The sequence below is a fragment of the Psychrosphaera saromensis genome, from assembly GCF_002954545.1.
In the GTDB taxonomy this organism is placed as follows: domain Bacteria; phylum Pseudomonadota; class Gammaproteobacteria; order Enterobacterales; family Alteromonadaceae; genus Psychrosphaera; species Psychrosphaera saromensis.
Window position 1 is genome coordinate 1366303 of record NZ_MSCH01000003.1, and the last position, 26228, is coordinate 1392530.

24 protein-coding genes are annotated in these 26228 nt (G+C 37.4%); 10 read left to right on the forward strand and 14 right to left on the reverse strand.

Features of this window, described 5'->3' with window-relative positions:
• Positions 1-27: 27 nt before the first annotated feature.
• The 3 genes from BTO11_RS06415 to BTO11_RS06425 form a co-directional block, all read right to left on the reverse strand.
• A complete protein-coding gene (locus tag BTO11_RS06415; RefSeq protein WP_105051826.1) occupies positions 28-1749 on the reverse strand; it encodes a DUF4153 domain-containing protein in 1722 nt (573 codons plus the stop codon).
• Positions 1750-1826: 77 nt separating this feature from the next.
• Positions 1827-2861 carry an AraC family transcriptional regulator gene (locus tag BTO11_RS06420; protein WP_105051827.1) on the reverse strand — a complete coding sequence of 345 codons (1035 nt, stop codon included), beginning with the start codon at positions 2859-2861 and terminating at the stop codon, positions 1827-1829.
• Positions 2861-3817, reverse strand: a complete 957-nt coding sequence (locus BTO11_RS06425; protein ID WP_105051828.1) for a GGDEF domain-containing protein — start codon at positions 3815-3817, stop codon at positions 2861-2863. Before BTO11_RS06425 ends, BTO11_RS06420 begins: the two co-directional genes overlap by 1 nt.
• A gap of 405 nt (positions 3818-4222) precedes the next feature.
• Here BTO11_RS06425 and BTO11_RS06430 point away from each other — a divergent pair, with 405 nt between their 5' ends.
• From BTO11_RS06430 to BTO11_RS06450, 5 genes are all read left to right on the forward strand, one after another.
• On the forward strand, positions 4223-7006 hold the full coding sequence (locus BTO11_RS06430) for a TonB-dependent receptor (RefSeq protein ID WP_373295197.1): 2784 nt from the start codon (positions 4223-4225) through the stop codon (positions 7004-7006).
• Between the two features lie 82 nt (positions 7007-7088).
• The gene (locus BTO11_RS06435) at positions 7089-8384 is read left to right on the forward strand and encodes a metallophosphoesterase (protein ID WP_105051830.1); all 1296 of its coding nucleotides are present in this window, start codon (positions 7089-7091) and stop codon (positions 8382-8384) included.
• 193 nt (positions 8385-8577) lie between these two features.
• Entirely contained in the window at positions 8578-8988 is a 411-nt protein-coding gene (locus BTO11_RS06440) for a CBS domain-containing protein (RefSeq protein WP_105051831.1), read from the forward strand.
• Positions 8989-9079: 91 nt separating this feature from the next.
• A complete protein-coding gene (locus BTO11_RS06445) occupies positions 9080-9358 on the forward strand; it encodes a DUF3297 family protein (protein ID WP_105051832.1) in 279 nt (92 codons plus the stop codon).
• A 209-nt stretch (positions 9359-9567) separates the two neighbouring features.
• Positions 9568-10434: a lipase family protein gene (locus BTO11_RS06450; protein ID WP_105051833.1), complete on the forward strand. Its 867-nt coding sequence runs from the start codon at positions 9568-9570 to the stop codon at positions 10432-10434.
• A gap of 152 nt (positions 10435-10586) precedes the next feature.
• Here BTO11_RS06450 and BTO11_RS06455 read toward each other — a convergent pair whose 3' ends face one another.
• The 4 genes from BTO11_RS06455 to rimK all read right to left on the reverse strand — a co-directional run bounded on the left by BTO11_RS06455 (position 10587) and on the right by rimK (position 14022).
• Positions 10587-11462: a mechanosensitive ion channel family protein gene (locus BTO11_RS06455; RefSeq protein ID WP_105051834.1), complete on the reverse strand. Its 876-nt coding sequence runs from the start codon at positions 11460-11462 to the stop codon at positions 10587-10589.
• Positions 11463-11600: 138 nt separating this feature from the next.
• On the reverse strand, positions 11601-12053 hold the full coding sequence (locus BTO11_RS06460) for an ATP-dependent zinc protease family protein (protein WP_105051835.1): 453 nt from the start codon (positions 12051-12053) through the stop codon (positions 11601-11603).
• Positions 12054-12057: 4 nt separating this feature from the next.
• A complete protein-coding gene (locus BTO11_RS06465; protein ID WP_105051836.1) occupies positions 12058-13089 on the reverse strand; it encodes a succinylglutamate desuccinylase/aspartoacylase family protein in 1032 nt (343 codons plus the stop codon).
• Between the two features lie 15 nt (positions 13090-13104).
• On the reverse strand, positions 13105-14022 hold the full coding sequence (gene rimK / locus BTO11_RS06470) for a 30S ribosomal protein S6--L-glutamate ligase (RefSeq protein WP_105051837.1): 918 nt from the start codon (positions 14020-14022) through the stop codon (positions 13105-13107).
• Between the two features lie 223 nt (positions 14023-14245).
• Here rimK and BTO11_RS06475 point away from each other — a divergent pair, with 223 nt between their 5' ends.
• From BTO11_RS06475 to BTO11_RS06485, 3 genes are all read left to right on the forward strand, one after another.
• Positions 14246-15241 carry a LysR family transcriptional regulator gene (locus BTO11_RS06475; protein ID WP_105051838.1) on the forward strand — a complete coding sequence of 332 codons (996 nt, stop codon included), beginning with the start codon at positions 14246-14248 and terminating at the stop codon, positions 15239-15241.
• Complete coding sequence (locus tag BTO11_RS06480) at positions 15238-15765, forward strand: GreA/GreB family elongation factor (protein WP_105051839.1); 528 nt, start codon at positions 15238-15240, stop codon at positions 15763-15765. The genes BTO11_RS06475 and BTO11_RS06480 overlap by 4 nt, the downstream gene beginning before the upstream one ends.
• 365 nt (positions 15766-16130) lie before the next feature.
• On the forward strand, positions 16131-16481 hold the full coding sequence (locus BTO11_RS06485) for a hypothetical protein (protein WP_105051840.1): 351 nt from the start codon (positions 16131-16133) through the stop codon (positions 16479-16481).
• Positions 16482-16523: 42 nt separating this feature from the next.
• Here BTO11_RS06485 and BTO11_RS06490 read toward each other — a convergent pair whose 3' ends face one another.
• On the reverse strand, positions 16524-17501 hold the full coding sequence (locus tag BTO11_RS06490; RefSeq protein WP_105051841.1) for an aldo/keto reductase: 978 nt from the start codon (positions 17499-17501) through the stop codon (positions 16524-16526).
• 121 nt (positions 17502-17622) lie between these two features.
• On the opposite strand from BTO11_RS06490, the gene BTO11_RS06495 reads away from it, so the two are divergent.
• Together BTO11_RS06495 and BTO11_RS06500 are read left to right on the forward strand one after the other, a co-directional pair.
• On the forward strand, positions 17623-18516 hold the full coding sequence (locus BTO11_RS06495) for a cation diffusion facilitator family transporter (protein ID WP_105051842.1): 894 nt from the start codon (positions 17623-17625) through the stop codon (positions 18514-18516).
• Positions 18517-18689: 173 nt separating this feature from the next.
• The gene (locus BTO11_RS06500) at positions 18690-19058 is read left to right on the forward strand and encodes a DUF3718 domain-containing protein (RefSeq protein WP_105051843.1); all 369 of its coding nucleotides are present in this window, start codon (positions 18690-18692) and stop codon (positions 19056-19058) included.
• A gap of 92 nt (positions 19059-19150) precedes the next feature.
• Here the strand turns inward: BTO11_RS06500 and BTO11_RS06505 are convergent, their stop codons facing one another.
• The 6 genes from BTO11_RS06505 to mpl all read right to left on the reverse strand — a co-directional run bounded on the left by BTO11_RS06505 (position 19151) and on the right by mpl (position 26161).
• Positions 19151-20254 carry a phosphoribosylaminoimidazolesuccinocarboxamide synthase gene (locus tag BTO11_RS06505; RefSeq protein WP_105051844.1) on the reverse strand — a complete coding sequence of 368 codons (1104 nt, stop codon included), beginning with the start codon at positions 20252-20254 and terminating at the stop codon, positions 19151-19153.
• Between the two features lie 204 nt (positions 20255-20458).
• A complete protein-coding gene (locus BTO11_RS06510) occupies positions 20459-22081 on the reverse strand; it encodes a methyl-accepting chemotaxis protein (RefSeq protein WP_229793339.1) in 1623 nt (540 codons plus the stop codon).
• A gap of 270 nt (positions 22082-22351) precedes the next feature.
• Positions 22352-23119, reverse strand: coding sequence for an ABC transporter permease (locus BTO11_RS06515; protein ID WP_105051845.1), 768 nt, complete (start codon positions 23117-23119; stop codon positions 22352-22354).
• Position 23120: 1 nt separating this feature from the next.
• Positions 23121-24065 carry an ABC transporter ATP-binding protein gene (locus tag BTO11_RS06520; RefSeq protein ID WP_105053675.1) on the reverse strand — a complete coding sequence of 315 codons (945 nt, stop codon included), beginning with the start codon at positions 24063-24065 and terminating at the stop codon, positions 23121-23123.
• Positions 24066-24116: 51 nt separating this feature from the next.
• Entirely contained in the window at positions 24117-24755 is a 639-nt protein-coding gene (locus BTO11_RS06525) for a flavin prenyltransferase UbiX (RefSeq protein ID WP_105051846.1), read from the reverse strand.
• A 29-nt stretch (positions 24756-24784) separates the two neighbouring features.
• The gene (gene mpl / locus BTO11_RS06530) at positions 24785-26161 is read right to left on the reverse strand and encodes a UDP-N-acetylmuramate:L-alanyl-gamma-D-glutamyl-meso-diaminopimelate ligase (RefSeq protein WP_105051847.1); all 1377 of its coding nucleotides are present in this window, start codon (positions 26159-26161) and stop codon (positions 24785-24787) included.
• Between the last annotated feature and the right edge of the window lie 67 nt (positions 26162-26228).

Consider the following 26228-nt stretch of genomic DNA (forward strand, 5'->3'; position numbering starts at 1 on the left):
ACCAATGTAACTGCGTTGTAAAAACACTTAGTGAATTGGTTTTCTAAATAAGACGTTGCCTATCTTTAAGTCGTTCCATTGTGGTGTAACGGCTTCAACTTCATTATTTAATAAATCAGTTTGCATTCCTGAAGCGTCGCCAGAGCCACTAGTATTATCCATATATTTATATTCCCACTGCTCATTGTTTAATTGGAGCAGATAAGCTGAGTAGTAATTGTCTTCTTCTGATATAAACACAAAGTTTAATTCACCGTCGTTGTTTAAGTCTTTAGCGACAACGTAATTAGTTATTTTACGCCCAGCCCGATAGAGTCCTATTTCCTTGTCATAGATAGCTTGGATTAAGTCCTCAGAGAAATAACTTTGCTCTGGCCAGTATGTAAGGAATTGCTTAAATACGTCAATACTCACTATTTCAACTTCTGTATCGTCATATTTGTAGTTCACATAGAGTCCATCAAGGAGTTCTACTTTTTCAGGTGCGTTTAGCTGTAGTTCAGGTCTAATTTCTTGTAAAGCCAAATAGCCTTGTCTGCCCAAAGAGTTTGCAAAGTAGTAATAACTAAAATCTTGATATGATGTTGTACCGTCTTGCAAGCGAGCTATTTGATTATTGGCGGTTAAACTCTGAAAACTTAACAACGGTGAGTTAACCAGTAACATAAAGGACATTACAACAAGGCCCATGACGACATTGACTTTACTCACGATTTCTAGCCATGCTCCTCGCTTTTTAATAATACCAACCAAATAACTAACTGAAAAACATGCTAATAAAAAGCAAACTAATACAGCCCAGCAGCGTGAAACGGTTAATCCATATTGGTCGATGCGAGACCAAATACCATAAAATGAAATAATGCTATAAAGCGGTAATAACGCCACACTAATAATAATGATTTTATTTAATACTGAGTGATAAATACGTTCTTTGATATTTCCTTGGTAAACCGCATTGACAAAAAATAAGGTTAACGCTTGTAACCAAAGTGCTAGCGAACTGCCTTTGCCTGTTTCCCAAAGTGTGTCTAAACCGGTAAATATGAGTGTTGTTAAAAAGCCTAATGAAATAATACTCAACGCAGGTAACAAAAACTTTATAAGTGTTTTAAGTATGGTTGCTATGCTCTCGGCGGTAGAGGTGATATTTCTAAAAATGACAATAGCAAAGCCAAAAGCAAGATTTAATACTGGTATTACAAACCAATTTTTATCTAATAATGTTGAAAAGAAATGTATGCCCAAAATTGAAAATAACTCAGCACCTAAATTTAGAATTCCCCAAAAAACCAATACAAATAAACAGCACTCACTAAAAATAATAAAGTTTTGCCAAGACAGTTTAAACAATGAATGGAAGTTCGCTTTCTCTCCAGTAAGGCGCAATTGTATATACATTAATGCTTTAAAACACGCGATCAAAACGGTGAAGATAAATACAGTTACAGCGGTGTCGTTATTGATAAGTTTAAGTGGGAGTTGTTGTAGACCAATGTAAGCGCCCAATAGTGATAACACTAAGCTAAAAGGTAATAGGTATTTGAAACAAGCTATAACCTTCTGTTTTGTTATACAAAGTAAAGTTAACAAAGGGAAGCTAATGGTGAAAGTCATCAGTGAAATAAACCAAATAGGGTTACTACTAGGCCAAGATTGAGATTCCGAGCTTTGGTATAAAAGTGTTAATAAAATACCTTGAATGAGAGATATGATAATAATGAGTGGTTTAGGTAATTGATTGTCCATAATGACTTTTTACTTACTTCTCTAATAGTTAGTCCAATATGGGAAAGTATCACTTAGGTGTTTTTGCTACAAGTTTTTCAATGTTGAGTTGCCTGCTCTTTAAATACAGTTGGTGTCATGCCAGTCCAGCGTTTGAAGGCTCGTCTGAAATTGGTCACGTCGTTAAATTGTAAACTGTTGGCTATGTGTTCGTTATTCTGTTGGTTTTCTACCATGGCAAAAATAGCGTGTTGGCAGCGTATTCTATCTAACAAAATTTGATAACTAGTTTGGTGTTGAGCCAACTTACGTTTTAACGTTGATGTGCTAATTGATAAGTATTGAGCGCAATGCTCCAAACTAACATCTTGATACGTTACGCGGGATTCTATGAATTGGCTAACGGCTTGTACAAAGCCAATGGGATGCTGCTGTTCCTTTCTAATAAGTCGTGCATCTAACAAGGACATGTTTTTTAACGACTGACTGCAATTTTCAATTTCATGAAATAACCAAACATCATCAAAGCTGACCATAGCAAGTTGCTGATCAAAGCTTACTTTATTACCTAAGTTAACATGGTACTGCTCAATATAATCCACCTCTTTATAAGGTAACTTTATTGCGATTGGGATGATTTCACCCAATCTATATTTAATGGCACCGACCATGGCAGATAAAATGAATTCGTATAAAAATCGTTGTTGAATATTTGATACTTCGCCTATCGCGCTGTTAAACAAAAGATGAGTTTTGCCTTGGGTTTTTACAACATTGATATATAAAAACGGACATATCTTAAATTGAAATAATTGACACAGCTTTAACATCTGGGCAATGTTTTTACAGTTTAAAAAGGCTTGAGATAAACTACCTAGCTGACCTGGGAAAAACTTTCGACCCAAAATAAAACTCAAATCGCCTCGCTTGGTTAAGCGTATGGCATTGTCAATTATGGTTAATAATTCTGTGGTGGAAATACGTTTGTTAGGGATGTCGAGATCTTGATGAAAGCAACGAGTGCCTTTTAATATTTTATCTGGATGCACACCGCTTTGTTTGGCCAAATCAACAAGAACAACCACGAATTGTCTGCACAAAACAATATTGTCGTGTCGTTCAAATATCTTCATTATGCGACGTCTTTGCTATGTATAAGTTGATTAGGTGAGGCTTGGTTATTTATGTCGTGTTTGGTTGCCAGCATGCGGTCGTTTAACTTGTCTAACACATTTAAGTATTCATCCTCGCCATTACATTCCATGACGCAACTTGTCACATGCTGATATTGTGCAGCGGCTGAATTACCAATTTTAAAGGCTAGATTAGCAATGGCTTGTTCTATATGCGTCGCCACGGTTTGTGCGGTTTGCACTGAAGTGTTTGGCATTAAAATAATAAAACGGTCACTGGCATAACGGCAAGCTAAGTCTTCGTCTCTTAAATTCATTAGAATTAACTGTGCTGTTTCGCGTAATAAAGTGTCGCCTTGTTGATCGCCATATTTACGGTTAAAACTGTCGAACTTACGGATATCTATTAACATCATGACAAATGATTGTTGGTGTATCCCGGCGTTAATAATTTCTCTTTGTAATTGGTTTTTCATGTACTTGGCACTGTAAAGTCCAGTGACAAAGTCGGTTAAGCTATGGTCGCGATAATAACGTTCAGTGTTACGTAATTGTGCGTTGATACTCATTTGTTCTTGATGCCACCAATACAAAGCCACCGACATAATGATCATACCAACAGGTGCTGGTAATGACTCTATGGTGCCTAACCAGGCGCTATCAGAAGTATAAAAGTAGAACTCATCTATAAAATCTAACAACATAGAAACATGAGTTAAGGTTAACCCAACAAATAATAAGTTAGTTACCTTGCCAGAGGGGCGGCTAATTAATATGAAAAATATCCACACTAAAGTCACGAGAGTAATGCCAGCCTCACCAACGGCATCAAACCAGTCGAGTTCAGACGCCTCTTTAAGTGTGCCAAGGTGAGTGGTAATGGCAACTATGCTTGTTATCACTAATAAAAGGATAAGAAACAAGTGACGGTGGAATTTTAAAAAAGATAGATTCATAAGGCTTAATAATAGTTTTGGTCGTTTTTAATAGCGTAAAAGAACGACCTTAAAGTGAATAGGGTCATATTAGCTCAGGTTAATGACACTTTTATGAAACCTATTTACCCTTTTTACTTCATTCACTAAGCCCCCTTTAAATATCCTTTGATTATCAAAAGCTCATACCTCTTAAAATGACTTTTGTATTGGAGTCATATCAGCTCATAGAGTACAAAATGTTCAGCTTAATTGAGTGAAAATCAGATGAATTCTTGTTTATGAAATTTACTGAAATATTTCTGTCACTTTCATTGTTTAGGTTAGCGGCGCTTTAACCAATTATTGATTTGATTGGCAAAACAACAACTAACAATTCAGTACGAACAACATACGCCCTAAATTCGCATAACAACGAGAATGAAAATGAAAAATAAGAACGGAATATTTAAGCTATCACTTTTAAATACCGCTTTGATCAGCGCGATAGCATTATCTTCAACAACGGCATTAGCTAACTCTGATATGTCAGGACGCATTACTGACGCTAAAAATAGTGTTTATTTTGGTGGTGCAAAAGTAACGATTGAAGAACTAAATTTAACTACGATTAGTAAACGCGATGGTTCATTTCATTTTGATAATCTACCTGTTGGCGAATACACCTTAGTGATTAATTATGTGGGTACGGATGAACTACGTAAAAAGCTAGTGGTTACTTCGGATGAACCAATTAATAATAATTATGTGATTGGCGATGTTGAAAACGTGATTGTTTATGGTCAACGAGCAGGGCAAGCGGGCGCGTTGAATCGTCAAAAAAATGCAAATCGTTTAATATCGGTTGTTAGTGCGGACTCAATTGGTCAACTTCCAGACCAGAATGCAGCAGAAGCATTGCAAAGACTACCAGGTTTATCAATACAACGTGACCAAGGCGAAGGCCGTTTTGTTACTATCCGTGGTATAGATCCAAACCTAAATAATGTGACTATCAATGGACTAAACGTACCTTCGCCAGAAGCGGGTGTGCGAAGTGTTGCTATGGATGTTATTCCAAGTGAATTAATATCTAGCCTTGAAGTCAGTAAAACTGTGACGCCAGATATGGATGCAAATGCAGTAGGTGGTTCAATAGAAGTTAAAAGTTTAAGCGCGTTTGACCGTGAAGGTAAGTCGTATAGCGTTACTGCACAAACTTCGTATAACGAATTAGTAGAAGAAGTTAGCCCTAAATTATCCGGTAGTTATTCAGATATATTCACACTTAATAATGGGTATGAATTGGGTATTGCAGGTGCTGTATCTTGGCGCAAGCGTGAATTTGGATCAGAAAATGTAGAAACCGATGGCGGTTGGTCTGAGATTGAAGTTGAAGATGCGGCCACCGGTGATGATGTTGAAATATTTGGCGCTGAAGAAATAGAACAAAGACTATACCGCATTGAGCGTGAGCGAGTGGGTGTAGCGCTTAATCTTGATTTATATACTTCAGTAACCGACAGCTATTATGTTCGTAGCTTCTTTAGTCAATTCTCTGATGATGAATACCGTATAAGAAATGAATACAAACTTGATAAAGGCGAAATCGACTTAACATCGTATTCAGAAACGTCAGCACAGTATTCAAATGCTGAAATGGATCGTGACACCAAAGACAGATACGAAACTCAAGAGATCACGTCTATTGTTGCTGGTGGTGAAAATAAAATAGATTCTTGGTTGCTTGAATATCAATTGGGTTATTCAAAATCTACCGAAGAAGAGCCAGACCGTTTAGATGTATCGTTTAATGGTGAAGATCTTGATTTAGGTTACTTATCTTCTGGAGAAGTTCCTGAATTAACGCAATCGGCTAATGCTCATGATTTATCTAATTTTGCATTGGATGAAATCGTTGCTGAAAATAACTTGGCAGAAGATGAAGAAACCAGTTTCCGTGTCGATATTACCAAGAGCTTTATTTGGAACAATAACAGTGGTGAATTTAAGTTTGGTGGTAAATACAGCACACGTGAAAAAACCAATAGTGTTTTATCTAACATTTATGACGGTGGATTCGACGACTTAACCGCTGAAGATTTTAACGGCGGCAGCGTAGACTTCAGTTTAGGTTCATTTGGTGATGGTTTATCGCGTGAAGGTATTCAACAATTTGTTAGTGACAACAAAGATAACTTTGAGCGCAATGATCTAGAGTCAGAAATCGAAACTAAAGGTAACTCTTATAACAGCAGCGAAGATGTATTTGCAGCGTATGCTATGGTGACGTTAGACATAGATAAGTGGCAAGTTATCACTGGTCTTCGTTATGAAGGCAGTGAGTTTGCAACCAAAGGCAACCAAGTTGAGTTGTTAGTTGATGAGATTAACGACGACGAAAGCGTTGCTATCGATAGCTGGGAAGTTAGTAAAGATTACGATTACTTTTTACCAAGCTTAAATGTTAGATACGCAGCAAGTAAAAAATTGATTGCTCGTTTTGCTTACACACAAACAATTGCCCGTCCTACTTTTGACGATTCAGCGGCATTTCAGGTAATTGAAACTGAAATGACAGACGATGATGGCGAAATTGAAATTGAACGTAAAGCGGAAGTTGGTAACCCAGATTTAGACCCGTATGAGTCACAAAATCTAGACTTTTCTGTGCATTATTATCCTGGTTATATTGGTGTAATATCGGCCGGTGTTTTCTACAAAGATATTGATAACTATATTATTTATAGTGAAGTACAAGAAAATGGTGAGTGGGACGGTTTTGAGGAAGTTATCCAGCCAGTCAATGGCGGCACTGCAGAGTTAACAGGTTTGGAATTAGCGTGGAACAAAACCTTTGATTCTGGTTTGTTACTTGGCGCAAATGGTACGTTTGTCGATGCAAGTAGTGGTTTGCCAAATCAGTCGGACACTATAGCTAACTTAATGTTAGGATTTGAAAATAATACATTTAGCACTCGTTTAAGTGCCAGTTATAAAAGTAATGTATATCAGTTTGATGAAAATGATGCGGGTGTGTTTGAAGACGACCATGCTCAGTTAGACTTTAGCAGCAAATATCACTTTTCAGACTCGATTCAGTTTTACTTTAATGCATCAAACTTAACAGACGAACCTATGTACTTGTATCACGGAGTTAAACAATTTAACTACCAATATGAGCAATACGGTCGTACTTTTGAATTTGGTATTAAGATTAACTCGCTTTAATTACAAACGTTAATATAAAAATAACCTACAAAGTGTGCTTTGTGGGTTATTTGTTTTTTTATATGATTATGGGTAAAGATTTATGAATAAAATGATACTTAGTAGCTTATTGGTTGCTTCTGTTCTAGCTGGTTGTGGTGGTAATAAAGAGACAGAAACAACGACAAAGAAAGATGCAAAAAACATTGAGTTTTTGGCTTTTGGCGATGGTGGATATCATCCGGATTATCCAAAGAAAAAGCATATTAAAAATCCAAGAAATAAAGAAGAGTTTATCGCAAAAGAAAAAGAAGATTGGTTAGAAGATTATCGACCAATTGAAGAATTTGATCATGCGCCAATCTATATGTATCCAAATACCGATATTGCTACCGAGCAAACCGGAGCATCAGCAGTAGGTAATGCAATGGCTGAAGTTTGTCGTACTCGTGAATGTGAGTTTGCTCTGCAACTTGGCGACAACGTTTATCCAGATGGTGCAGACGCCAAAGATGGCAAAGACGACCAGAAACGCATGGACGATCTTATATTAAAACCTTTATTACCTTTGTTAACAGAAAATCCAGATTTAGTGATTTACTCTGCTCTTGGTAACCACGACTGGAAAACGTCGCGTAAAGGTGTTGAATTACAAACTAACTGGATGGCAGAACAGCCAAACTTCCATTTAGATAAAAAAGGTTACTATCAATATAAAATGGGTGAAGCGGGTAACGATGTTGAGTTCTTTGTACTCGATACCAACATGTTATTGTCTGCTAAACCTATTTATGAAATCCCATTAAATCCAGATGGCAGCGAAATGGAATTAGCTGAAGCAAAAAGTAAAGGCATAGGCGAATTAGAAACACCAGAGTCTCACGAAAGCCCAGTTCATGGTGAAGACATAGTACAAATAGATTGGTTGAAAGCGGGCTTAGCTAACTCAACCGCTAAATGGAAAATCGTTTATGGCCACCATATTTTATGGTCAATAGGCGGCAGTAAATACAGTGAAGGCCATGTATTGCGTGAACGCTTAATGCCAATGCTTTGTGAATATGCTGATGCCTATATTGCAGGTCATGAACATGACTTAGAGCTATTAACCGATGATTGTTCGTTATATTTAGCTGACTCAACACGTCCACCTTTACCGCTTATTATTAGTGGTGCTGCATCAAAAATGCGTGGTAAACACACACCATTTGCACAGCAGCAGGAAAAGCGTTACCCAGAATATGACTTGTTGTGGTCTAAGAGTTTTGTATGGGGCTTTGCTCATATTAAGCTAGATAATCAAGCTGACAAACTGGATGTTGAGTTCTTTACAACACCAAGAGATTTATCGAACAAATTAGTACCAGAAGCCAAGTTTAGCTTTGACCGTAGAAATTAATAACCAGGTTAATTTCTTGTGAAATAAGTATTAATTGGAGCCAGTTATGAGAGTAACTGGCTTTTTTGTGATTTTAAAAGAAGTAACTTACTACCTTTATTGAGTATGTAGCTATGCATCTATTTAATTGAAGTCACCGATAAGTGGTGCTAATTTACATCAATATAAGCTTTAGGTTTTCAGGGAAGTATCTATGAATATTAAGAAAATAATGACGTCTCCAGCCTTAACCATAAGTCTTGATGATGATTTGGCAACGGTAAATGAGATCTTTGCGAATGCTAAATTTCATCATTTGTTAGTGGTTGAAAAGAATAAATTATTTGGTGTGGTATCCGACCGAGATTTATTAAAAGCGGTGAGTCCTAAAATTGGTACGGCTGCAGCCAAGTTGACGGACACTGCGACTTTGAATAAGAAAGTGCATCAAATCATGACTAGAAAACCGATATGCTTGCAGCAAGATAATACAGTACACGATGCGGTAAATTTATTTCTAGAGAATAATATATCTTGTATACCTGTGGTAGATAGTAGCTTCTGTCCAGTTGGCATTGTGAGCTGGCGAGATATTCTTAAAGCAATTAAAAAACCAAAGCTTTAATTTTTGCTAACGAAATTCTAACGTCAGCAGTTCTTGAGCGGAGGTCTTATATTGTCTACAATAGGGCACTTTTTTATATTAGGTTACGAACATGAACGACAGCACATCTGAGTCAACAGCGTCTGAATCAGCGGTATCAAAACCAGATTTACCAGATCGCCTTTCTATTAATCCACGCAGCCCACATCATGTGAAAGCAGTTTTTGAACATAATATTGGGATTAAAATCAATGGCAAAGAGCGTTTTGATGTTGAAGAGTATTGCATCAGTGAAGGTTGGATAAAAGTTGCGTCACCTAAAGCGTTAGACCGCCGCGGTCAACCTTTGTTGATCACGCTAAAAGGAACGGTTGAAGCTTTCTATAGCTAAATCGTTTTAACGTGCCCCAATCTAATTATTACTATTATTTAGATTGAGGGCATGAGTCAATTAACTATCAAACCTGCGCCGTAAACTTCAGTAGTTTCCCCATACTCACAATAAATATTCACTCTCGCTAATTAATGACTATTCGTAATCCGTGTTCTTTAGTATTCTCGGTTATATAATTTTTTCAATTACGGTTATCCATTCAAATTATGTTTAAAACGCTGCCAATTTTAGCTTCTCTTTTATTAGCGCCATTTCAGTTGTTGTCTGCACAGCACGACTTCACAGAAATTGATGTCCAGGCGAGACTCTCTGCTATTGCTTATTTAAATGCTGATGGAGTTAAAAGCGGATTAGAAAGTCAAAGTAAGGTGCTTGTTCACCACTCTATGATTGAAGAAAATCAAGTAAGCTACTTTTTAACTCAATCTAACGGCGTGCAAACCATAGTCATACGCGGTACGGCTAATGAAGCAAACGTTATGTTGGACTTAGATTTAGAATTGAAACCTGATACTCAGCTTAATATTAAATTACACCAAGGTTTTGCTTCAGCCGCAAGAGCGGTTTTAAATGACGTAAAACCTTATCTTAACGCTGACCAACCAGTTCATTTAACAGGACATAGCCTAGGCGGTGCGGTTGCCGTTGTGTTGGGAATGTATTTAGAGAAAAACGATTTTAATGTGGCGCAAGTTATTACTTTTGGTCAACCTAAAGTGACCAATGTTGCGGGAGCTGAATTGTTTGCAAGCTTACCTTTACTCCGTATTGTAACGCCTGACGATATCGTGCCTTTAGTTCCGCCAATTAGTCCTTTGCAAATAAGAGATTTAGATATTTATTGGCACATGGGGGTTGGCGTGATTTTGGATGGCAACGGCAAGTATTCTGAAGTTAGTGGCGTAAAAAGTGCACTAAGAGCTACTAAATTTACCTCGTCAGTACCAGGCCAGAAAAATATTAATGCACATATGATGACGGAATATATTCGTTTAATAGAGCAACTTAAAATCTCAGCACAAGAGATACCTTATGAAACCGGCATTAGCTTGTTCGGACTTTCCATTAATTAGTTAATCCGTTTTAAGGGCTCTTTGCATCACATATATTTAAACTGTGATGTACAGTTAGTCTTATTAATTTATTCGTAGTATCAAAAAACACTAGTATCAAAAAACACTAGTATCAAAAAACACTAAGGTTAAAAGCCTTAGTGTTTTTTTGTTTAAACTGCTTTTCTAGGTTCGCGTTTTAAAATAAGTGAGCCGTCGACGTGTACATCTCTTTGTGGGTAAGAGATAACAATTCCGTGTTGGTTAAATAGTTCATCAATCTCAAAGCGGATGTTACTACGCATAACTCTTAATCCACCTTCTACGGTCGAGTTAATCCAAAAATTAACTTCAAACATTAATGAATTGTCACCAAAGTCATCAAAGATCACACTAGGCGCTGGATCTTTTAACACTTCAACTTGTGCATTTGTAGCTTGTAATAATAGCTCAGCAACTTTTTTTGCTGGTGAGCCGTAAGCGACACCCACACGTACCGAGGTTCTCATTAATTTGTCGACTAAGGTCCAATTGATAACGGTGTTTTCTAATAATTTACTGTTTGGAATTAGCATATGAACACCATCAACCCGGCGGAAACGAGTAGAACGTGTGTTTATCTCTTCTACTATACCTTTGGCATTTTCAACTTCTAAAAAGTCACCAATACGTATTGGGCGTTCCCACATTAATATCCAACCGCTAATAAAGTTGTTTATTATGTTTTGAGCACCAAAACCAAAGCCGATAGCGATGGCGCCAGATAAAAAGGCAAAGGCGGCGATAGGAATGTTTATCAGATCTAATGTGGTGATGAGTATGATAGTAATGGCTAATACATACATTAGTCGTTGAGTTAAATGAATTAAGTTAGGATCTTTGCTTTTACTGGTGAGTTTTTTGGTCACAAATCTAACCAAGGCTTTGGTAAGCCAAAATCCAACGAGTAAAACGATGGGGATCAATAAAATATTGCCTAATGAAACTGGTTGGCCGGAGATAATGAAAAGGGTTTCATTTAATATATTTCTAACACTTTCTAAATTCATACTATTCCTTAGGCGTACTTTTTCGGATTGCTTATTTCGAGAGATTTATTGCACATGACTTTTCATGCTCAGCTATAGGTATAGGCTGCTTATAAAGAAAATCCCAATTGCTAAAGGGCAATTGGGATTAATGATATTTTAGTTTTCTGAGATACAAAAAACTTCATCAGGGTCAACTAAGTATCTTGCCCCAATCGCTTCACGGCCAAACAACATGAGATAGTTCATGTCTGAACGGTCGGTAAGCGTGATCTCTACTAACCAAGTGTCTTCACCTAGTGTGAGAGGTGTTTCAATAACGTAGCGCATTTCCGCTGTGCCATTAGACGATTTTATGTTTCTAATATCGCTAAGACGAGCCGTACATGTCACTTGTTTATCAACATTATGAATATCAGGGTGAATGTCGAACTTAACGTGCGGCTTCCCTTTGATTTTCACTTTTTCAATGTTGTCTACATGCAATGACGACGTTTTAGCGCCAGTATCTACCTTCACTTGCATACTTGTTATGCCGAGCTCTGGTAATGATACAGACTCTAGTCGACCAATGATTTTTTTAACGCTTACGTTGCTAGATTCGGCCGTCATTGTTCTATCCTCTTAATAAACCTTCATCTTCAGGCAATAACAACTCATTCGCTGTTTCAATTTGCTCTGCGATGTCTTCGTGATCTTCTTCAAAGCTAGCGATATGGAACATAGCTTCGCCTTCTTGTGCCAAAGGTATGTTTTGTTTACCAATAACAATACCACCGCGGGTTGCAAGTACTTCACCTAAGATGTCACCAAAAGGACCACAGATTTTAGCCAGTAACTGGTTTTTCTGGACATGATCACCAAGAGTAACTAAGTTATTCACAATGCCGCTCGCATTGGCTCGAGTCCAACTGCTGTTATTGGCGATAAAAGGTTCAACTTTACGTTTTTTAGCCGTTTGCTTACGGATCATTTTTAAATGCTGCAATACATTTAATATGCCCTTAAGACCGGCACGGATTGATAATTCATCAAAACGTAATGCTTCACCCGCTTCGTATAACAATACTTTGGTGCCACTGGCAAAAGCTGACTCTCTTAAAGAGCCTTCTAATACTTCAGAATTCAACACCACACTTACACCAAATACTTCTGCCAACTCTTTTACTTCCGCGTCTGACAAGTCAGCTCTTATTTGAGGAAGATTAGAGCGGTGAATCGCACCTGTGTGTAAATCAATACCAAAGTCACAATGTTTAATGATCTCTGTCATAAATATATGTGCCACACGTCCAGCTAAAGAACCTTTAGCTGAGCCTGGAAAACTACGATTTAAATCGCGTCTATCTGGCATGTATCGGCTTTGAGTCACTACGCCATACACATTAACCATAGGTACTACGATTAATGTTCCGCAGGTGATTTTAAAGTTCTTTTGGCTTATCAGACGACGAATGATCTCAATACCATTAAGTTCATCGCCGTGCACTGCCGCGCTTACAAAAACCACAGGCCCAGGCTTTTTACTTCTAAAAATATGTACAGGTAAAGATACTGGAGCATTGGTGTATAACTTTGAAACCTGTAATTCTATTTGACGAGATTCGCCAGGGGCGATTTCAAATTCGCCAATTTTAATATTTTCCATTTTAAAACCTTTATCTTAACCTTGACCTTTAGTCTTATTCACATTGGCTACTGGAGTTTCTGCAACGCGTTTTTCAATAAATTCTATAACCATTTTAGCTACATCTTTACCCGTTGCAGTCTCAATACCTTCAAGACCCGGAGAAGAGTTTACTTCCATTACCATAGGACCGTTTTGTGATTGCAATAAATCAACACCACAAACACCAAGACCCATTATTTTAGCTGCGTTTACTGCAGTTTCACGTTCGGCTTTGGTTAGTTTAACAACTTCAGCTGTACCACCACGGTGAAGGTTTGAGCGGAATTCGCCTTCTGCACCTTGACGTTTCATTGCAGCAACTACTTTACCGCCAACAACTAAACAACGAATGTCAGCACCGCCAGCTTCTTTAACAAATTCTTGTACTAAGATGTTTGCTTTTAAGCCCATGAACGCTTCAATAATAGCTTCAGCTGCTTTTGCAGTGTCGGCTAAAACAACACCAATACCTTGCGTACCTTCCAATAATTTAATAACAACTGGTGCGCCACCAACGTTTTTAATTAAATCTTTTACTTTATCAGGTTTGCTAGCAAATCCAGTTCTTGGTAGACCAATGCCTTTACGAGATAACAATTGTAATGAACGTAATTTGTCACGTGAGCGACTGATAGCAACAGACTCGTTAACGTTAAAGGTTCCCATCATTTCAAACTGTCTTGCTACGGCTGTACCGTAAAAAGTGACTGATGCGCCAATACGAGGGATGATTGCATCGTATTTTGGTAACTCTTTACCATGATAGCGAACTGTCGGACGGCTACTTGTGATGTCCATGTAGCAATGTAAAGTGTCGATGATATCAACTTCATGACCTAGCGCTTCGCCTGCTTCTTTTAATCGTCTAGTTGAATATAAGTTTCCGTTACGAGATAAAATTGCAATTTTCATAGTTATTCCTAATGCGTTTAATTAATTATTTAATTTGATGATTTAAGAATAGCTTTAAACCTGTAATTAATATAATTTATTATTTCTATCGGTTTGATAAAAAATATTGATTAACCTTTTACTTATAATAGCTATGAAAAAAAGGTTTAATTAACAACCCCAGTAAAACCCAAATTTAGTGGCTAAACATAAGCGCCTAAAAACAATAAGTGGCTAAATATAAATGAATACTCAATTGTTAAGAACCTTTCTTGAAGTAAGCGAAACACTTCATTTTAGAATTGCTGGGGAAAACCTTGGTTTGTCACAGGCGGCTGTTAGTTCGCGTATAAAACAGCTGGAAATCGAACTCTCAGCTTCTTTATTCGACCGTACTCACAAACAGTTAAAGCTAACACCAGAAGGGCATAGGTTAATAAAACACGCCAATGGTATTTTAGATATGTGGCAAAAAGCCAAACAAGACATTGGTATGTCACGTCATCAAGCTAGCCAATTGGTTATTGGCGCTATGATGTCTATTTGGGATATTGCCTTACACTCTTGGATGCAAAAAATTCATCGTAATATTGATGATGTTGGTTTGTTTACTCGGATTTATAATCCGTTGGAATTACGTAGTGATATTTTAAATAGAAAAGCCGATATTGGTTTTTTGTTTGAACCGCCATCAGTCGATTTAATTAAAACTCGAAAAGTCGCCTCAATCCCTTTGCACTTAGTGACCACGTCAAAATTGGCCTCAACTAGTCATAACTATCCCAATTTGGTCAGTGTTGATTATGGCGAGTCGATAAATGATGGTTATCGAACATTTTTAGGTGAACAACACCAAGCCAAACATAATATGAGTCAGCCGAAAATTGCTTTGGATTATATTTTAGAAGCTGGCGGAACAGCTTACTTGCCTAAACCTATGACTTTTCAATTAACTCAGCAAAAACAATTGTTTGAGGTTGAAGGTGCGCCCGTATTTTACCGAGATATAAACGCGATATATTTAGAAAAAGGGCAGAAGCAGGAATTGATAGAACAAGCGTTAGATTTGTTTCCAGTTGTGAAATCTTTGGTTAAGACTCCAGTAGATAAACCTTTAGTCTCTAATCGCCCGTTAGCTAATCCCTTGCTAGATGATGTTTTGGTAGATGAGCTTTTAGTAGATGATCTTTTAGTAGGTAGCCCCTCGCTAAATAACTCAGAGCCTACCGATACTGTATGATATTAAGTAAAGAGCAGTTACTCACTTCCTTATTGGCTGAAATAGAAAAGTCATTAGAAATAGCAACACGTGCCGCTAATGACGCCAAGGATCTTGCGACCCACGAGCAAAGCAAACCTGAAACCCAATATGACACGGTGGGATTGGAAGCCTCTTATCTTGCCCACGGGCAAAGTCAGCGAGTCGCCGAGTTAAAACTGGCTTTATTACAATGGCAGAAACTCAGAGGTGTGTTGATAGATCAACACAAACCAATTGAATTCGGTAGTTTAATTCAGCTGCAAAATGACAACGGTGATAGTTCTAGTTCTATTTCTAGCACCAATGTAAACAATCATGCTTCTTGGTTTTTACTCGGTCCTGCAATGGGCGGGTTAAAGTTAAAACAAAACAATAATTTGATAACTGTGATCACAGATTCATCGCCATTAGGTAAACTGCTTATTGGCAAATATTTAGATGATGAAATAACACTGACCTTACAGGGTAAAAAAATAGATTACGAAATTGTGGAAATAGCTTAGGGGCTGTTTATCTTTCATTTTGCGCAACGCTGGCGGCTATTTGTTGCATCCAGCGAGGCAGAAGACTCGCGAATAGTGGTTCTATTTAAGTGTCTGATGACGAAGTTGGGGTGACAAATAGACCCAGCCCTTCGGGTTGAGGTTAAATTATCCCCACTCTTTGTTATAAACATACTTATTTAATCCATTAAACCTCGATTTTTATGCCGCGATTGGGAATGATTTTCCACTCAACGTTGCGTAAAATGAAAGATAAACAGCCCCTAGGTACTTTGTAAAAAATACTAGGCTCTGAAAATTATGGATAGATGGATGATCGAGCACCAATATCTTATTGTTTTAATGTAATTAATTTAGGTATGTATATGAATAAAGAACTTGCTGCACAATTTGTCACTAATATTTTAACGCTAACTACGGTGTTTTTTTCTATTGGGCTGATTTCATCTAATATTCAATTGAATATTCAAAATATTTTCCCGTATTTAACTTCCTCCATAGTAGGGACAGGAGTTGGGATCGTCTATTTTCAATTTATCGGCTTTAAATTTACCAAGTTTCAATTTATATCTTGTATTGTTCCGACCGTCTTGTTTAGTTTTATACTTATGAAATCTGGCTTACACCATAATTGGATAGTCCATGATTTAACCGCCATAATTTCTTTTATGTTAGTCGTGCTTAATTCATTAGAAAGTAAACGCAAGTTATTCTAACAAGGCTGATAGAGCCTTGTTAGATATGGCATAGTGTTTCGGTTACGGTAATTGGCGGCCTCTTGCTGCTAACCATAGCTCATACCAATGACTGCGAGTTAGCTGTATATTTTCAGCTTGTGCGCAGTTTTTAATTCTAGTTGGATTTGTGGTGCCAATAACGGGTTGGATTTTTGCGGGATGTCGCATCAACCAGGCTAAGACGATAGCTTCTTTACTTACCTGATATTCAGCCGCTAATTTTGCTACTAGCTGTGCGGTTTGTTGAACATGCACTGGTTCGTTTGAAACATCAGCACCAGAAAATAATCCTTGCGATAAACTGCCCCAAGATTGCAATTGGATGTTATTTAATTGGCAATATTCCAAAGTCCCTGCACCATAGTTAACAATACTTTCTCCTGAATTCCCTGTAGTTACACCTTCTTCTATAAAGGCTAAGTGAGAAAGACTTAGCTCTACTTGGTTCACTATTAAAGGTTTAGATAACGATGCTTGTAAAAATGCCATCTGGTGATGTTGCATGTTAGATACACCAAAGTGTTTTACTTTGCCTGAGCCTTGTAGCTTATCAAATACTTCAGCAACAAGTTCAGGCTCCATTAATGGATCTGGACGGTGTAATAAAAGAATATCCAGTTGTGTTGTATTAAGTTGTTTTAAGCTGTTATCAACCGATTGTAAAATCCACTCTGGTGAAAAGTCGTATTGCTGAGGGTTGTGTTCGTTGGGAAAGCGGATACCACATTTTGATTGAATGCTAATTTGCTCTCGTAACTCAGGGCGTTGCTTTAATACTTCGCCAAATACTTTTTCTGCTTTGCCTCGGCTATAAATGTCGGCATGGTCAAAGAGTGTTATGCCAGCATCAAGGGCTGCATCTACCGCTTGATGTGCATGTTTAATATTCTCAGCACTAATTTGGTTACTATCCCAACTGCCGCCTAAGCCCATGCAGCCAAATACAATAGGGCTATTTGGTGAAATCAATTTAGATAATGGGTAACGAGAATGAGTCATAAAGGATATTCCTTAATACCAAATTGATAAATTTAACTGATTTATCTAAGTTGGTATAAAAAGCGGGCTAGAGTACAATTACTGCATTGATGATACATGTGTTTTTACTAGGTTTTAAGAGATGATAAATAAAAGTGGCAACGAGGAATATAGTTATTGGGTTCGTTTTGCGAGCTCAGCTGCTATTTTTGCGGCGTTTTCGATGATACTTGTAAAGGGTTATGCCTGGTTAAATACCGACTCTGCTAGTATTTTGGCTTCGTTAACTGACTCTGTATTTGATATTGCAGCTTCGGTTGTTAATTTTTTTGCCGTACGTTATGCGTTAACACCTGCCGATGATGATCATAGATTTGGTCATGGTAAAGCGGAGTCATTGGCCGGATTGTTTCAATCTGCATTTATTACTGGTTCCGCACTGCTATTAATATTTCATTCAGTTGGTCAGCTTTCTCACCCTAATCATGTTGAAAATATTTCAATAGGTTTAATGGCCATTTATTTTAGTATTGTTATTACTTTGCTATTAGTTGTGGTGCAAACCTATGCACTTAAACGTACAAGCTCAATCGCCATTAAAGCCGATAGCTTACATTATAAAGGTGACTTGTTAATGAATGTAGGCGTTCTAGTTGCTTTGTATTTAACTCAATTGGGTTATGCGTCTATTGATTCATGGATTGCTATTGGCATTGCAGGGTATTTATTTTACGGCGCATATTTAGTTGGTAAAGAATCGGTTCAATCGTTAATGGATAAAGAGTTACCAAGTGAAGATGAGCAAAAGATCATACATATAGCTAAAAACATTCCACTAGTAAAAGGGGTTCATGATATTCGAACTCGCCAATCTGGTGGCACAGTATTTATTCAAATGCACCTTGAGTTAGATGATAATCTGATATTACTGGATGCTCATGACGTGAGCGATAATGTAGAAGCGGCTTTGGAAGATGCATACCCATATTCAGATATATTAATTCACTTAGATCCCGTTTCAGTTGTGAGAAAGTAAAAAAATAAATTATGTTAGAAAATAAGGGGTAACGCATAAAATTTTAAATAAATTTGATCTAAAACAACAAAATAAGGGAATTCCCTATGTTTGTTTTTTAGTCGGATCAATACAATGCACCCATCAGATTTATTACACACTAATTTAAATAATTTATTAAACGGGGATTTAAAATGAAAACATTAATCGCAGCATTAACTTTAGTAATTGGATTTGCATCAGCTTCATTCACTCAAACAGCTCAAGCTGCTAGTGCAGACGCGTTAAATGGTATTTGTGAAAACGTAGCAGCAGATAACAAGTCTCGTTTTCGTAAAAAATTAAAAGAGTCAGGTATGAAATTACGTGATATTTATACTGGTATTTCTTGTGGTGGCGAAAACCTAGTTCGTTACGCTATGACAAATAAAGCTGAAACTGTTGGTAGCTACATCGTTAAACGTATGCCTGCTTCTCATTTTGCAGCTTCTGGTGATTTAGATTGGGCTAACACAAGTGGCCATGCTAATTCTTCAATTGCTACTTCTATCGCTTCTCGATAAGAACAAAGTATTTGAATTAAAAAGGATGCCATTGGCATCCTTTTTTTGTGCCTGTAATTTTAAATCATATATTTAAAATTACAGGTTTATAGTTATTTTATTAGCTGAAAACGCTCTGCTAATACATCAATTACTTCTTGTTTTGGATTGTCAGATAATACAATTTTGCTACCTGTGATCTTTTCAGCAATATTGATATAGGTTGAAGATATATCCATTATTACTTCTTCAGGTAATGCGTTGTCACGAGCTAACGCTTCACGCTCCGGCATTCTGTTTTTGTTTAACAAGATGTCAGGGTCTGGAAAATGATTAAGTAACATTTGTCTAAATCCTTCTTTCGAGTTTTCGACAACTTTACCATTTCTAAAATTAGGGCCGTCCCAAATTCTTGATGAATCAGGTGTTCCAACTTCATCCATATAAATTAGCTTGTCATTACCCGCCGCATCTTTTACATAACCGAACTCAAACTTGGTATCTACAAAGACTTGATCTAATTCAGCTAACGCACCACTGATTAAATTAAACCCTTGTTTCAACAGTACTTCATATTTATCAACATCAGCTGTGTTTAAGAAATTGAAGGCTTTGAAATTATTACTAATATCCTGACGGCTTATATTTACATCATCCACTTCTGGCACATTAGGAATACCTTTTAGGATGCCTTTTGTTGATGGTGTTATGAGTATGTCGTTTAACTTTTGATCTTTAGTTAAGCCTTCAGGTAATTGAATGCCACAAAACTCGCGTTCGCCTTTTTCATAACTGCGCCACATAGAACCTGTGATGTATTGACGTGCGATGGCTTCAATCATAACGGGTTTAGCTTTTTGTACTATCCAAACAAATGGATGTGGGATATCTAAAATATGACTGTCGGCTAAACCATTGTCTTTGAACATTTTAAACCAATGATTAGAAACTGCATTTAATGCAGCACCTTTACCTGGAACACCTTTAATACCGCCTTCACCATGCCAAATGCAATCAAATGCAGAGATACGGTCACTGATGACCATAATGGCTAGAGGGGCGTCAGATTGGACGTTATAACCATTTTTTTCAATCAGTCGTTTGCTATCCGCAGCTGTTAACCAGTACACGGAACGAACTTTGCCACTATGAACTTTTTGATCTGTAATGATAGGTAGGTCGTTATTTACGGCTAAAACCGAGTTAGCTAAGCTCATTGGGCTTCCTAATGTAAGAGGTCTGTTGGATGTTAGTACAATTACTTTAATGCGGGCATTCTAGCAAATTCCTTTAGTCAGCATCAAACGTTAAATTTAATAGTTACTTACATCTACATATATAATTTCTAGACATAAAAAAAGACCACATTAAGTGGTCTTCATTTTACAAGGGGCTTTCTTTTATTTGATAGAAAGTGCTTGTTACAGTTTAAATTTAGAAGCGGCTTCCAACAAGTCATCAGACAATGTATGCAAGTTACTTGATACATCTCTAATGCCACCTAAGGCTTCTAATGTTGAGCTAATAGATGTATTCATATCGTTCACGTTATCTATAACTGTTGTCGCTACAGCTGTTTGTTCTTCAGTTGCGGTAGCTACTTGTGTGTTCATGCCATTGATTGTATTAATGTGCTCTGCAATTTTCTTAACTGACTCTCCAGTTTGAGCTGCATACTCTTCATTGCGCTCTGCTTGAGCACTGGCACTTTCCATTGAATCAACTGATGCTGTTGCAGCTTCCGTTAATGCAGTTAATAATTCACGAATTTCAGTAGTTGATTTAGATGTTCTTGATGCTAATCCTCGAACTTCATCAGCAACAACCGCAAAACCTCGTCCATGTTCTCCAGCTCGCGCTGCTTCAATCGCCGCGTTAAGCGCTAACAAGTTAGTTTGGGCTGCAATGGCCGTGATCACATCTAATATTGTATTTACGTTTTGAGTATCTTCTGCAAGTTTATGGATAACCGAAGATGCGCCTTTAATTTCGATATTTAGCGCTTGAGATGCCGCCATCGACTTACTCAAAATTTCTAAGCTTTGTTTTGCTTCTATTTCTGCATCGCTTGTAGCTTGTGATGCTAGAGCTGCAGAGTTAGATATTTCATTTACGCTATGATGCATCTCTTGCATTGATTGGCTTACAAGTTCTGAATCTTCGCTTTGCTTATGCATTGCTGACTCAGCAGTTTCCATGCGTTGAATAAGACGAGTTGAGTTATCAAGTAATGGCTGAACAACTGACATTACATCACTTATCGCACCACGTAATACTTCCATAAACTTATTAAAGTTTTTCGCTAGTTGACCAATTTCATCTTCACTTTCAACATTCAAGCGAGATTTTAAGTCACCATCGCCGTTAGCTAATTCACCTAATGTACAAGCTGCATCTGATGCCGCTTTACGGATGTTAGCACCGATAATATAACCTAATAGGATGATAAGTATGGTAAGTGTGATTGAAATAATAAGACTGTTATTAATTGCATTTTGAGAGCGGGTTTTAGCGTCGTTTGCCATTTTTGAATATAGGTCGTCAGAATTCATTTTATATTCATCTAACGCGGTATTAATGCTTCCGTATAAGTCAGCTTTAATTTTTGATTTTTCTTGGATAATTGAAAAATCTAATGATTCATTAATAAAGCCTTTAACGATTTCAACTGCAATTTGATTATAACTATTAAGGTCGGCTTTAAATTTTTCAAGTAAGCGAGTGTTAGAGGCATTGTCGAGTGCTTCAATTTTTTCAATATTGTTGATTAATAAATTGTATTGTTCACCAGCTGCAGTGATGAGATCTTCATCACCAAATGACACTGCTTGCGTGTAAAGTTCATCGATGCGATTGATGATAAAAGAGTTTGCTGTTGAATACTGAGCAATAAGATAACGTTTATCTTTGAGTTCATCTAAGCTTTTATTGTTTTCACTGATAGCAGATGCATTTAAGATTAATACCACTATTAACGCGAACATAGCGATAACAGTAATGACATTAATTTTAATAAATACACTTAAATTTTTAAATTTGTTCACTCGACACCCTCAAAATAATCAAAATAACCGTTTAACAACATTCATATCGGCACAGAATTAAAATTCTTTATTGGCTATTGTAACCTTTATTGTGCTGATTAGTAGGTAATGGTGCTACTAATGGCATTAAAATTCACATAAATAAATTTATAATGGCAATATATTGTTATGTATCAACAATTAAAGCACATATTTAAAAAAAAGGAGGGGAGAGTGTAATTATTTTTAATAATTACACTCTAAATGACAATTTTTATTGTTTTTCGCTATTTAAGAGCGAATACCAATACCTTTATTGATCAAATAAAGAGCAAGAGCAAAGAAGATAACAGTAAAACCAATGATCATGATAACTGCAAAAGTTAAGTCTACGTCCGATACGCCTAAAAATCCGTAACGAAAGGCGTTAACCATATACACAATTGGGTTTATTTTAGAGATGTCCTGCCAAATTTCAGGTAACAATGTAAGACTATAAAACACACCGCCAAGATAAGTTAATGGCGTTAAAATAAAAGTAGGAATAATAGAGATATCATCAAAACTATTGGCAAAAATAGCGTTAATTAAACCAGCCAATGAAAACACCATGGACGTTAATAACACAGTGAATATCAGTATGGTGTAGCTGTGGATTTGAATATCAACAAACAACATAGATACACAAGTGACAATTAAACCAACTAATAAACCACGCAGCATGCCACCGCCAATATAGCCTAAAATAATAATGTAGTTAGGAACTGGTGCAACCAACAACTCTTCAATGTTACGTTGGAATTTAGCGCTGTAAAACGAGCTTGCTACATTGGAGTAGGAGTTAGTGATAACTGACATCATAATTAAGCCAGGGACAATGAAGGACATATAATCAAAGCCACCCATTTCACCAATACGAGAACCAACTAAGTTACCAAAAATAACAAAATATAATGTCATGGTAATTGCTGGCGGCACTAAGGTCTGTACCCAAATTCGTAGGAAACGATTACATTCTTTAGTGAGAATAGCTTTTAATGCGACTGAATATGACAACATATTATTTATCTCCTTTGGCTTGGTTAGACTTGCCTTCTTCTACTAATCGGACAAACAATTCTTCTAACCTATTGGCTTTATTACGCATACTTAGCACTTGAATATCTTGTGTATCCAATTGTTTAAATATTGCATTTAAGCCTTGTCCTTTTTTCACTTCAACTTCAATTGTATGATCATCGACAATTTGGTGATGATAATCCGCTAAATCTGGTGAGCCTTCAAAAGGGCTAGTGTCTAATACAAATGTTTCTACATTTAATGTAGCTAACAATGATTTCATATTGGTGTTTTGGCCAATTTTGCCGTTGTCGATAATGGCAATGTTACGACACAGCATCTCAGCTTCTTCAAGGTAATGCGTGGTTAAAATAATGGTAATGCCCTGGGCATTTAAGTCTTTTAAGAATTCCCACATACCACGGCGGATTTCAATGTCCACGCCAGCGGTTGGCTCATCCAAAATCAAAATCTTTGGTTCATGCATTAGAGCACGAGCTATCATTAAACGGCGTTTCATGCCGCCAGATAATTCACGACCACGGGCATTACGCTTTTCCCATAAGTCAGTTTGTTTTAAATATTTTTCAGCACGTATTAATGCTTCAGTGCGTTCAACGCCATAGTAACCGGCCTGGTTTAGCACTATTTGTAATACAGTTTCAAACATATTGAAGTTGAATTCTTGAGGAACCAAACCTATTTGAGACTTTGCCGCTTCTACATCAGAGTCGATATCGTAACCAAACACTTTTACTGTGCCTGATGTCTTGTTTACTAATGAACTGATGATACCGATAGTGGTCGACTTACCAGCGCCGTTTGGACCAAGTAAGGCAAAAAAGTCACCTTGTGCCACGTTTAAAGAAATCCCTTTTAACGCTTCAACGGTTCTTGATTTTGATTGGTAGGTTTTTTTGAGATCTGTAATTTCTAAGGCATTCATAGCTGTTTTTTTACCATTAATAGTCGGCTCTAAGGTGTTCATAATAGCCTCTTAAGATTTTGTATAGCCCCAGCGAGGCACTATTTGTTGATTTATTTGTAAGTGGTCTAACACTCGGGCAACCATAAATTGCACTAAGTCTTCGATTGATTTTGGTTGATGATAAAACCCAGGAGCTGCAGGCATGATAGTCACGCCTAAGTTAGAAAGTTTTAACATGTTTTCCAAGTGAATAGAGGAAAACGGAGTTTCTCTAGGCACTATAATTAGTTGTCCACGCTCTTTAATAACCACATCGGCGGCGCGTTCTAATAAGTTATCTGATGCACCAACCGCAATAGAAGAAAGAGTGCCGGTCGAACAAGGGATCACAACCATTTGTTTAGGCGCCGCAGAACCTGATGCTACTGGAGAGAACCATTCGTCTTTACCAAAAACCGTAATTTGTTGGCTTTTCGCATTAAAAAATTCGGTAAAAAACTCAGTTGCCTTTTGCGGATGTCCGGGTACATCAATGTCGGCTTCCGTTTTAAATACCACACGGGCAGCAGAAGAAATAATGACAAATACTTGAATGTTGTTGTTAACCAATTGCTTAATTAATTCAACGGCGTAAGGAGTGCCAGACGCACCTGTGATACCAATAGTAATCTGGCTTGCAAAATTGTTTTCACTGTCAATAACGGACATTAAATGAGCCTTTAAGGTTACTTTATAAGTTAAGCTGGTTTGTTAAATTTGCCATTAATCGCATCGGCTAATTTTACATGGATACCGTCAAAACCACCATTACTCATGATCACTATATGGTCATTAGGCGCAGAAATATCAACAAGCTGTCGGACAATTTGTTCCACATCATCCGAGATAATTAATTTATTATCTTCTGGTAAGTGCCAAGTCTGTTCTTTGCTTTGACATAAAAACACTTTGTCGGCTTCTTGCCACGAATTTGCCAAGGTATCTTTATGTATTCCCATTTTCATTGTGTTAGACCTAGGCTCTAAAACCGCAATGATCCTGTTACTGCCTACCTTGTTGCGTAAGCCTGCTAACGTAGTAGCAATTGCCGTAGGATGGTGAGCAAAGTCGTCATAAATAGTAATGTCATGCTGCGAGTATATTTGCTCCATGCGACGCTTTGGTGTTTTAAAGGTATTCAACGCCTGTATTGCTACTTTAACATCGATACCTGCATGTCTAGCTGCCGCAATCGCCATAACGCCATTATAAACATTATGCTGGCCTGTCATGTCCCAGTTCACTGTGCCCAATACTTGTTTGTTAAACAGTACCTCAAACGACGAACCATCTTTATTGCCTAAGGTATTCGGCAGTAAATTAACTTGCCAAGCACCATTGCCTAGAACAGCAACACTTTGAGTTTCAGTCCAACAACCTAAAGATAAAGTGTCGGTGACATTGGCGTCATCCGAGTTATTTAATATCAGTCCATTGGCTGGCACTGTTCTGATCATATGATGGAATTGACGTTTAATTGCGTCCAAATCATCAAAAATATCGGCGTGATCAAATTCAAGGTTATTAAAAATTAAGGTATTAGGTAAGTAATGAATAAACTTAGAGCGCTTATCGAAAAAGGCGGTGTCGTATTCATCCGCTTCAATAATGAAAAACGGGTCTACGCCCGCAGTCGCTGATAACTCTAAATTACCTGGTACGCCACCAATTAAATAACCCGGTTCAAAACCAGCGTCTGACAATATCCAAGTTAACATGCTTGTTGTGGTGGTTTTGCCATGTGTGCCTGCCACTGCCAATACCCAACGATTTTGCAACAAGTTGTTCTTTAACCATTCCGGACCTGAGGTATATGGAATTTTACGTGATAATACATATTCAACGGCTTGGTTACCGCGAGACAGCGCATTGCCGATAATGACAACGTCAGGTACAGGTTCAAATTGTTCTGGTCCCCAACCTTGGGTTAACGAAATACCCAGTTTTTCTAACTGTGTAGACATTGGCGGATAAACATTTTGATCTGAGCCTGTCACCTGGTGACCTAATTCTTTGGCGATAGCAGCGATGCCACCCATGAATGTGCCGCAAATACCTAAAATATGAATATGCATAAAAGGGGTGTTTTCCTTTGGAATTGTCCTACAGAGTATATATTACGCTAATTTACAGCATTTAAAT

What these genes read in the sequence shown, in the direction of transcription:
- BTO11_RS06480 (WP_105051839.1), top strand. Translation starts at nt 15,238, where the DNA reads ATGATATTAAGTAAAGAGCAGTTACTCACTTCCTTATTGGCTGAAATA.
- mpl (WP_105051847.1), bottom strand. Translation starts at nt 26,161, where the DNA reads ATGCATATTCATATTTTAGGTATTTGCGGCACATTCATGGGTGGCATC.
- BTO11_RS06500 (WP_105051843.1), top strand. Translation starts at nt 18,690, where the DNA reads ATGAAAACATTAATCGCAGCATTAACTTTAGTAATTGGATTTGCATCA.
- BTO11_RS06445 (WP_105051832.1), top strand. Translation starts at nt 9,080, where the DNA reads ATGAACGACAGCACATCTGAGTCAACAGCGTCTGAATCAGCGGTATCA.
- BTO11_RS06455 (WP_105051834.1), bottom strand. Translation starts at nt 11,462, where the DNA reads ATGAATTTAGAAAGTGTTAGAAATATATTAAATGAAACCCTTTTCATT.
- BTO11_RS06495 (WP_105051842.1), top strand. Translation starts at nt 17,623, where the DNA reads ATGATAAATAAAAGTGGCAACGAGGAATATAGTTATTGGGTTCGTTTT.
- BTO11_RS06425 (WP_105051828.1), bottom strand. Translation starts at nt 3,817, where the DNA reads ATGAATCTATCTTTTTTAAAATTCCACCGTCACTTGTTTCTTATCCTT.
- BTO11_RS06450 (WP_105051833.1), top strand. Translation starts at nt 9,568, where the DNA reads ATGTTTAAAACGCTGCCAATTTTAGCTTCTCTTTTATTAGCGCCATTT.
- BTO11_RS06435 (WP_105051830.1), top strand. Translation starts at nt 7,089, where the DNA reads ATGAATAAAATGATACTTAGTAGCTTATTGGTTGCTTCTGTTCTAGCT.
- BTO11_RS06505 (WP_105051844.1), bottom strand. Translation starts at nt 20,254, where the DNA reads ATGAGCTTAGCTAACTCGGTTTTAGCCGTAAATAACGACCTACCTATC.
- BTO11_RS06475 (WP_105051838.1), top strand. Translation starts at nt 14,246, where the DNA reads ATGAATACTCAATTGTTAAGAACCTTTCTTGAAGTAAGCGAAACACTT.
- BTO11_RS06430 (WP_373295197.1), top strand. Translation starts at nt 4,223, where the DNA reads ATGAAAAATAAGAACGGAATATTTAAGCTATCACTTTTAAATACCGCT.
- BTO11_RS06440 (WP_105051831.1), top strand. Translation starts at nt 8,578, where the DNA reads ATGAATATTAAGAAAATAATGACGTCTCCAGCCTTAACCATAAGTCTT.
- BTO11_RS06525 (WP_105051846.1), bottom strand. Translation starts at nt 24,755, where the DNA reads ATGTCCGTTATTGACAGTGAAAACAATTTTGCAAGCCAGATTACTATT.
- BTO11_RS06485 (WP_105051840.1), top strand. Translation starts at nt 16,131, where the DNA reads ATGAATAAAGAACTTGCTGCACAATTTGTCACTAATATTTTAACGCTA.
- BTO11_RS06420 (WP_105051827.1), bottom strand. Translation starts at nt 2,861, where the DNA reads ATGAAGATATTTGAACGACACGACAATATTGTTTTGTGCAGACAATTC.
- BTO11_RS06460 (WP_105051835.1), bottom strand. Translation starts at nt 12,053, where the DNA reads ATGACGGCCGAATCTAGCAACGTAAGCGTTAAAAAAATCATTGGTCGA.
- BTO11_RS06520 (WP_105053675.1), bottom strand. Translation starts at nt 24,065, where the DNA reads ATGAATGCCTTAGAAATTACAGATCTCAAAAAAACCTACCAATCAAAA.
- BTO11_RS06515 (WP_105051845.1), bottom strand. Translation starts at nt 23,119, where the DNA reads ATGTTGTCATATTCAGTCGCATTAAAAGCTATTCTCACTAAAGAATGT.
- rimK (WP_105051837.1), bottom strand. Translation starts at nt 14,022, where the DNA reads ATGAAAATTGCAATTTTATCTCGTAACGGAAACTTATATTCAACTAGA.
- BTO11_RS06465 (WP_105051836.1), bottom strand. Translation starts at nt 13,089, where the DNA reads ATGGAAAATATTAAAATTGGCGAATTTGAAATCGCCCCTGGCGAATCT.
- BTO11_RS06415 (WP_105051826.1), bottom strand. Translation starts at nt 1,749, where the DNA reads ATGGACAATCAATTACCTAAACCACTCATTATTATCATATCTCTCATT.
- BTO11_RS06490 (WP_105051841.1), bottom strand. Translation starts at nt 17,501, where the DNA reads ATGACTCATTCTCGTTACCCATTATCTAAATTGATTTCACCAAATAGC.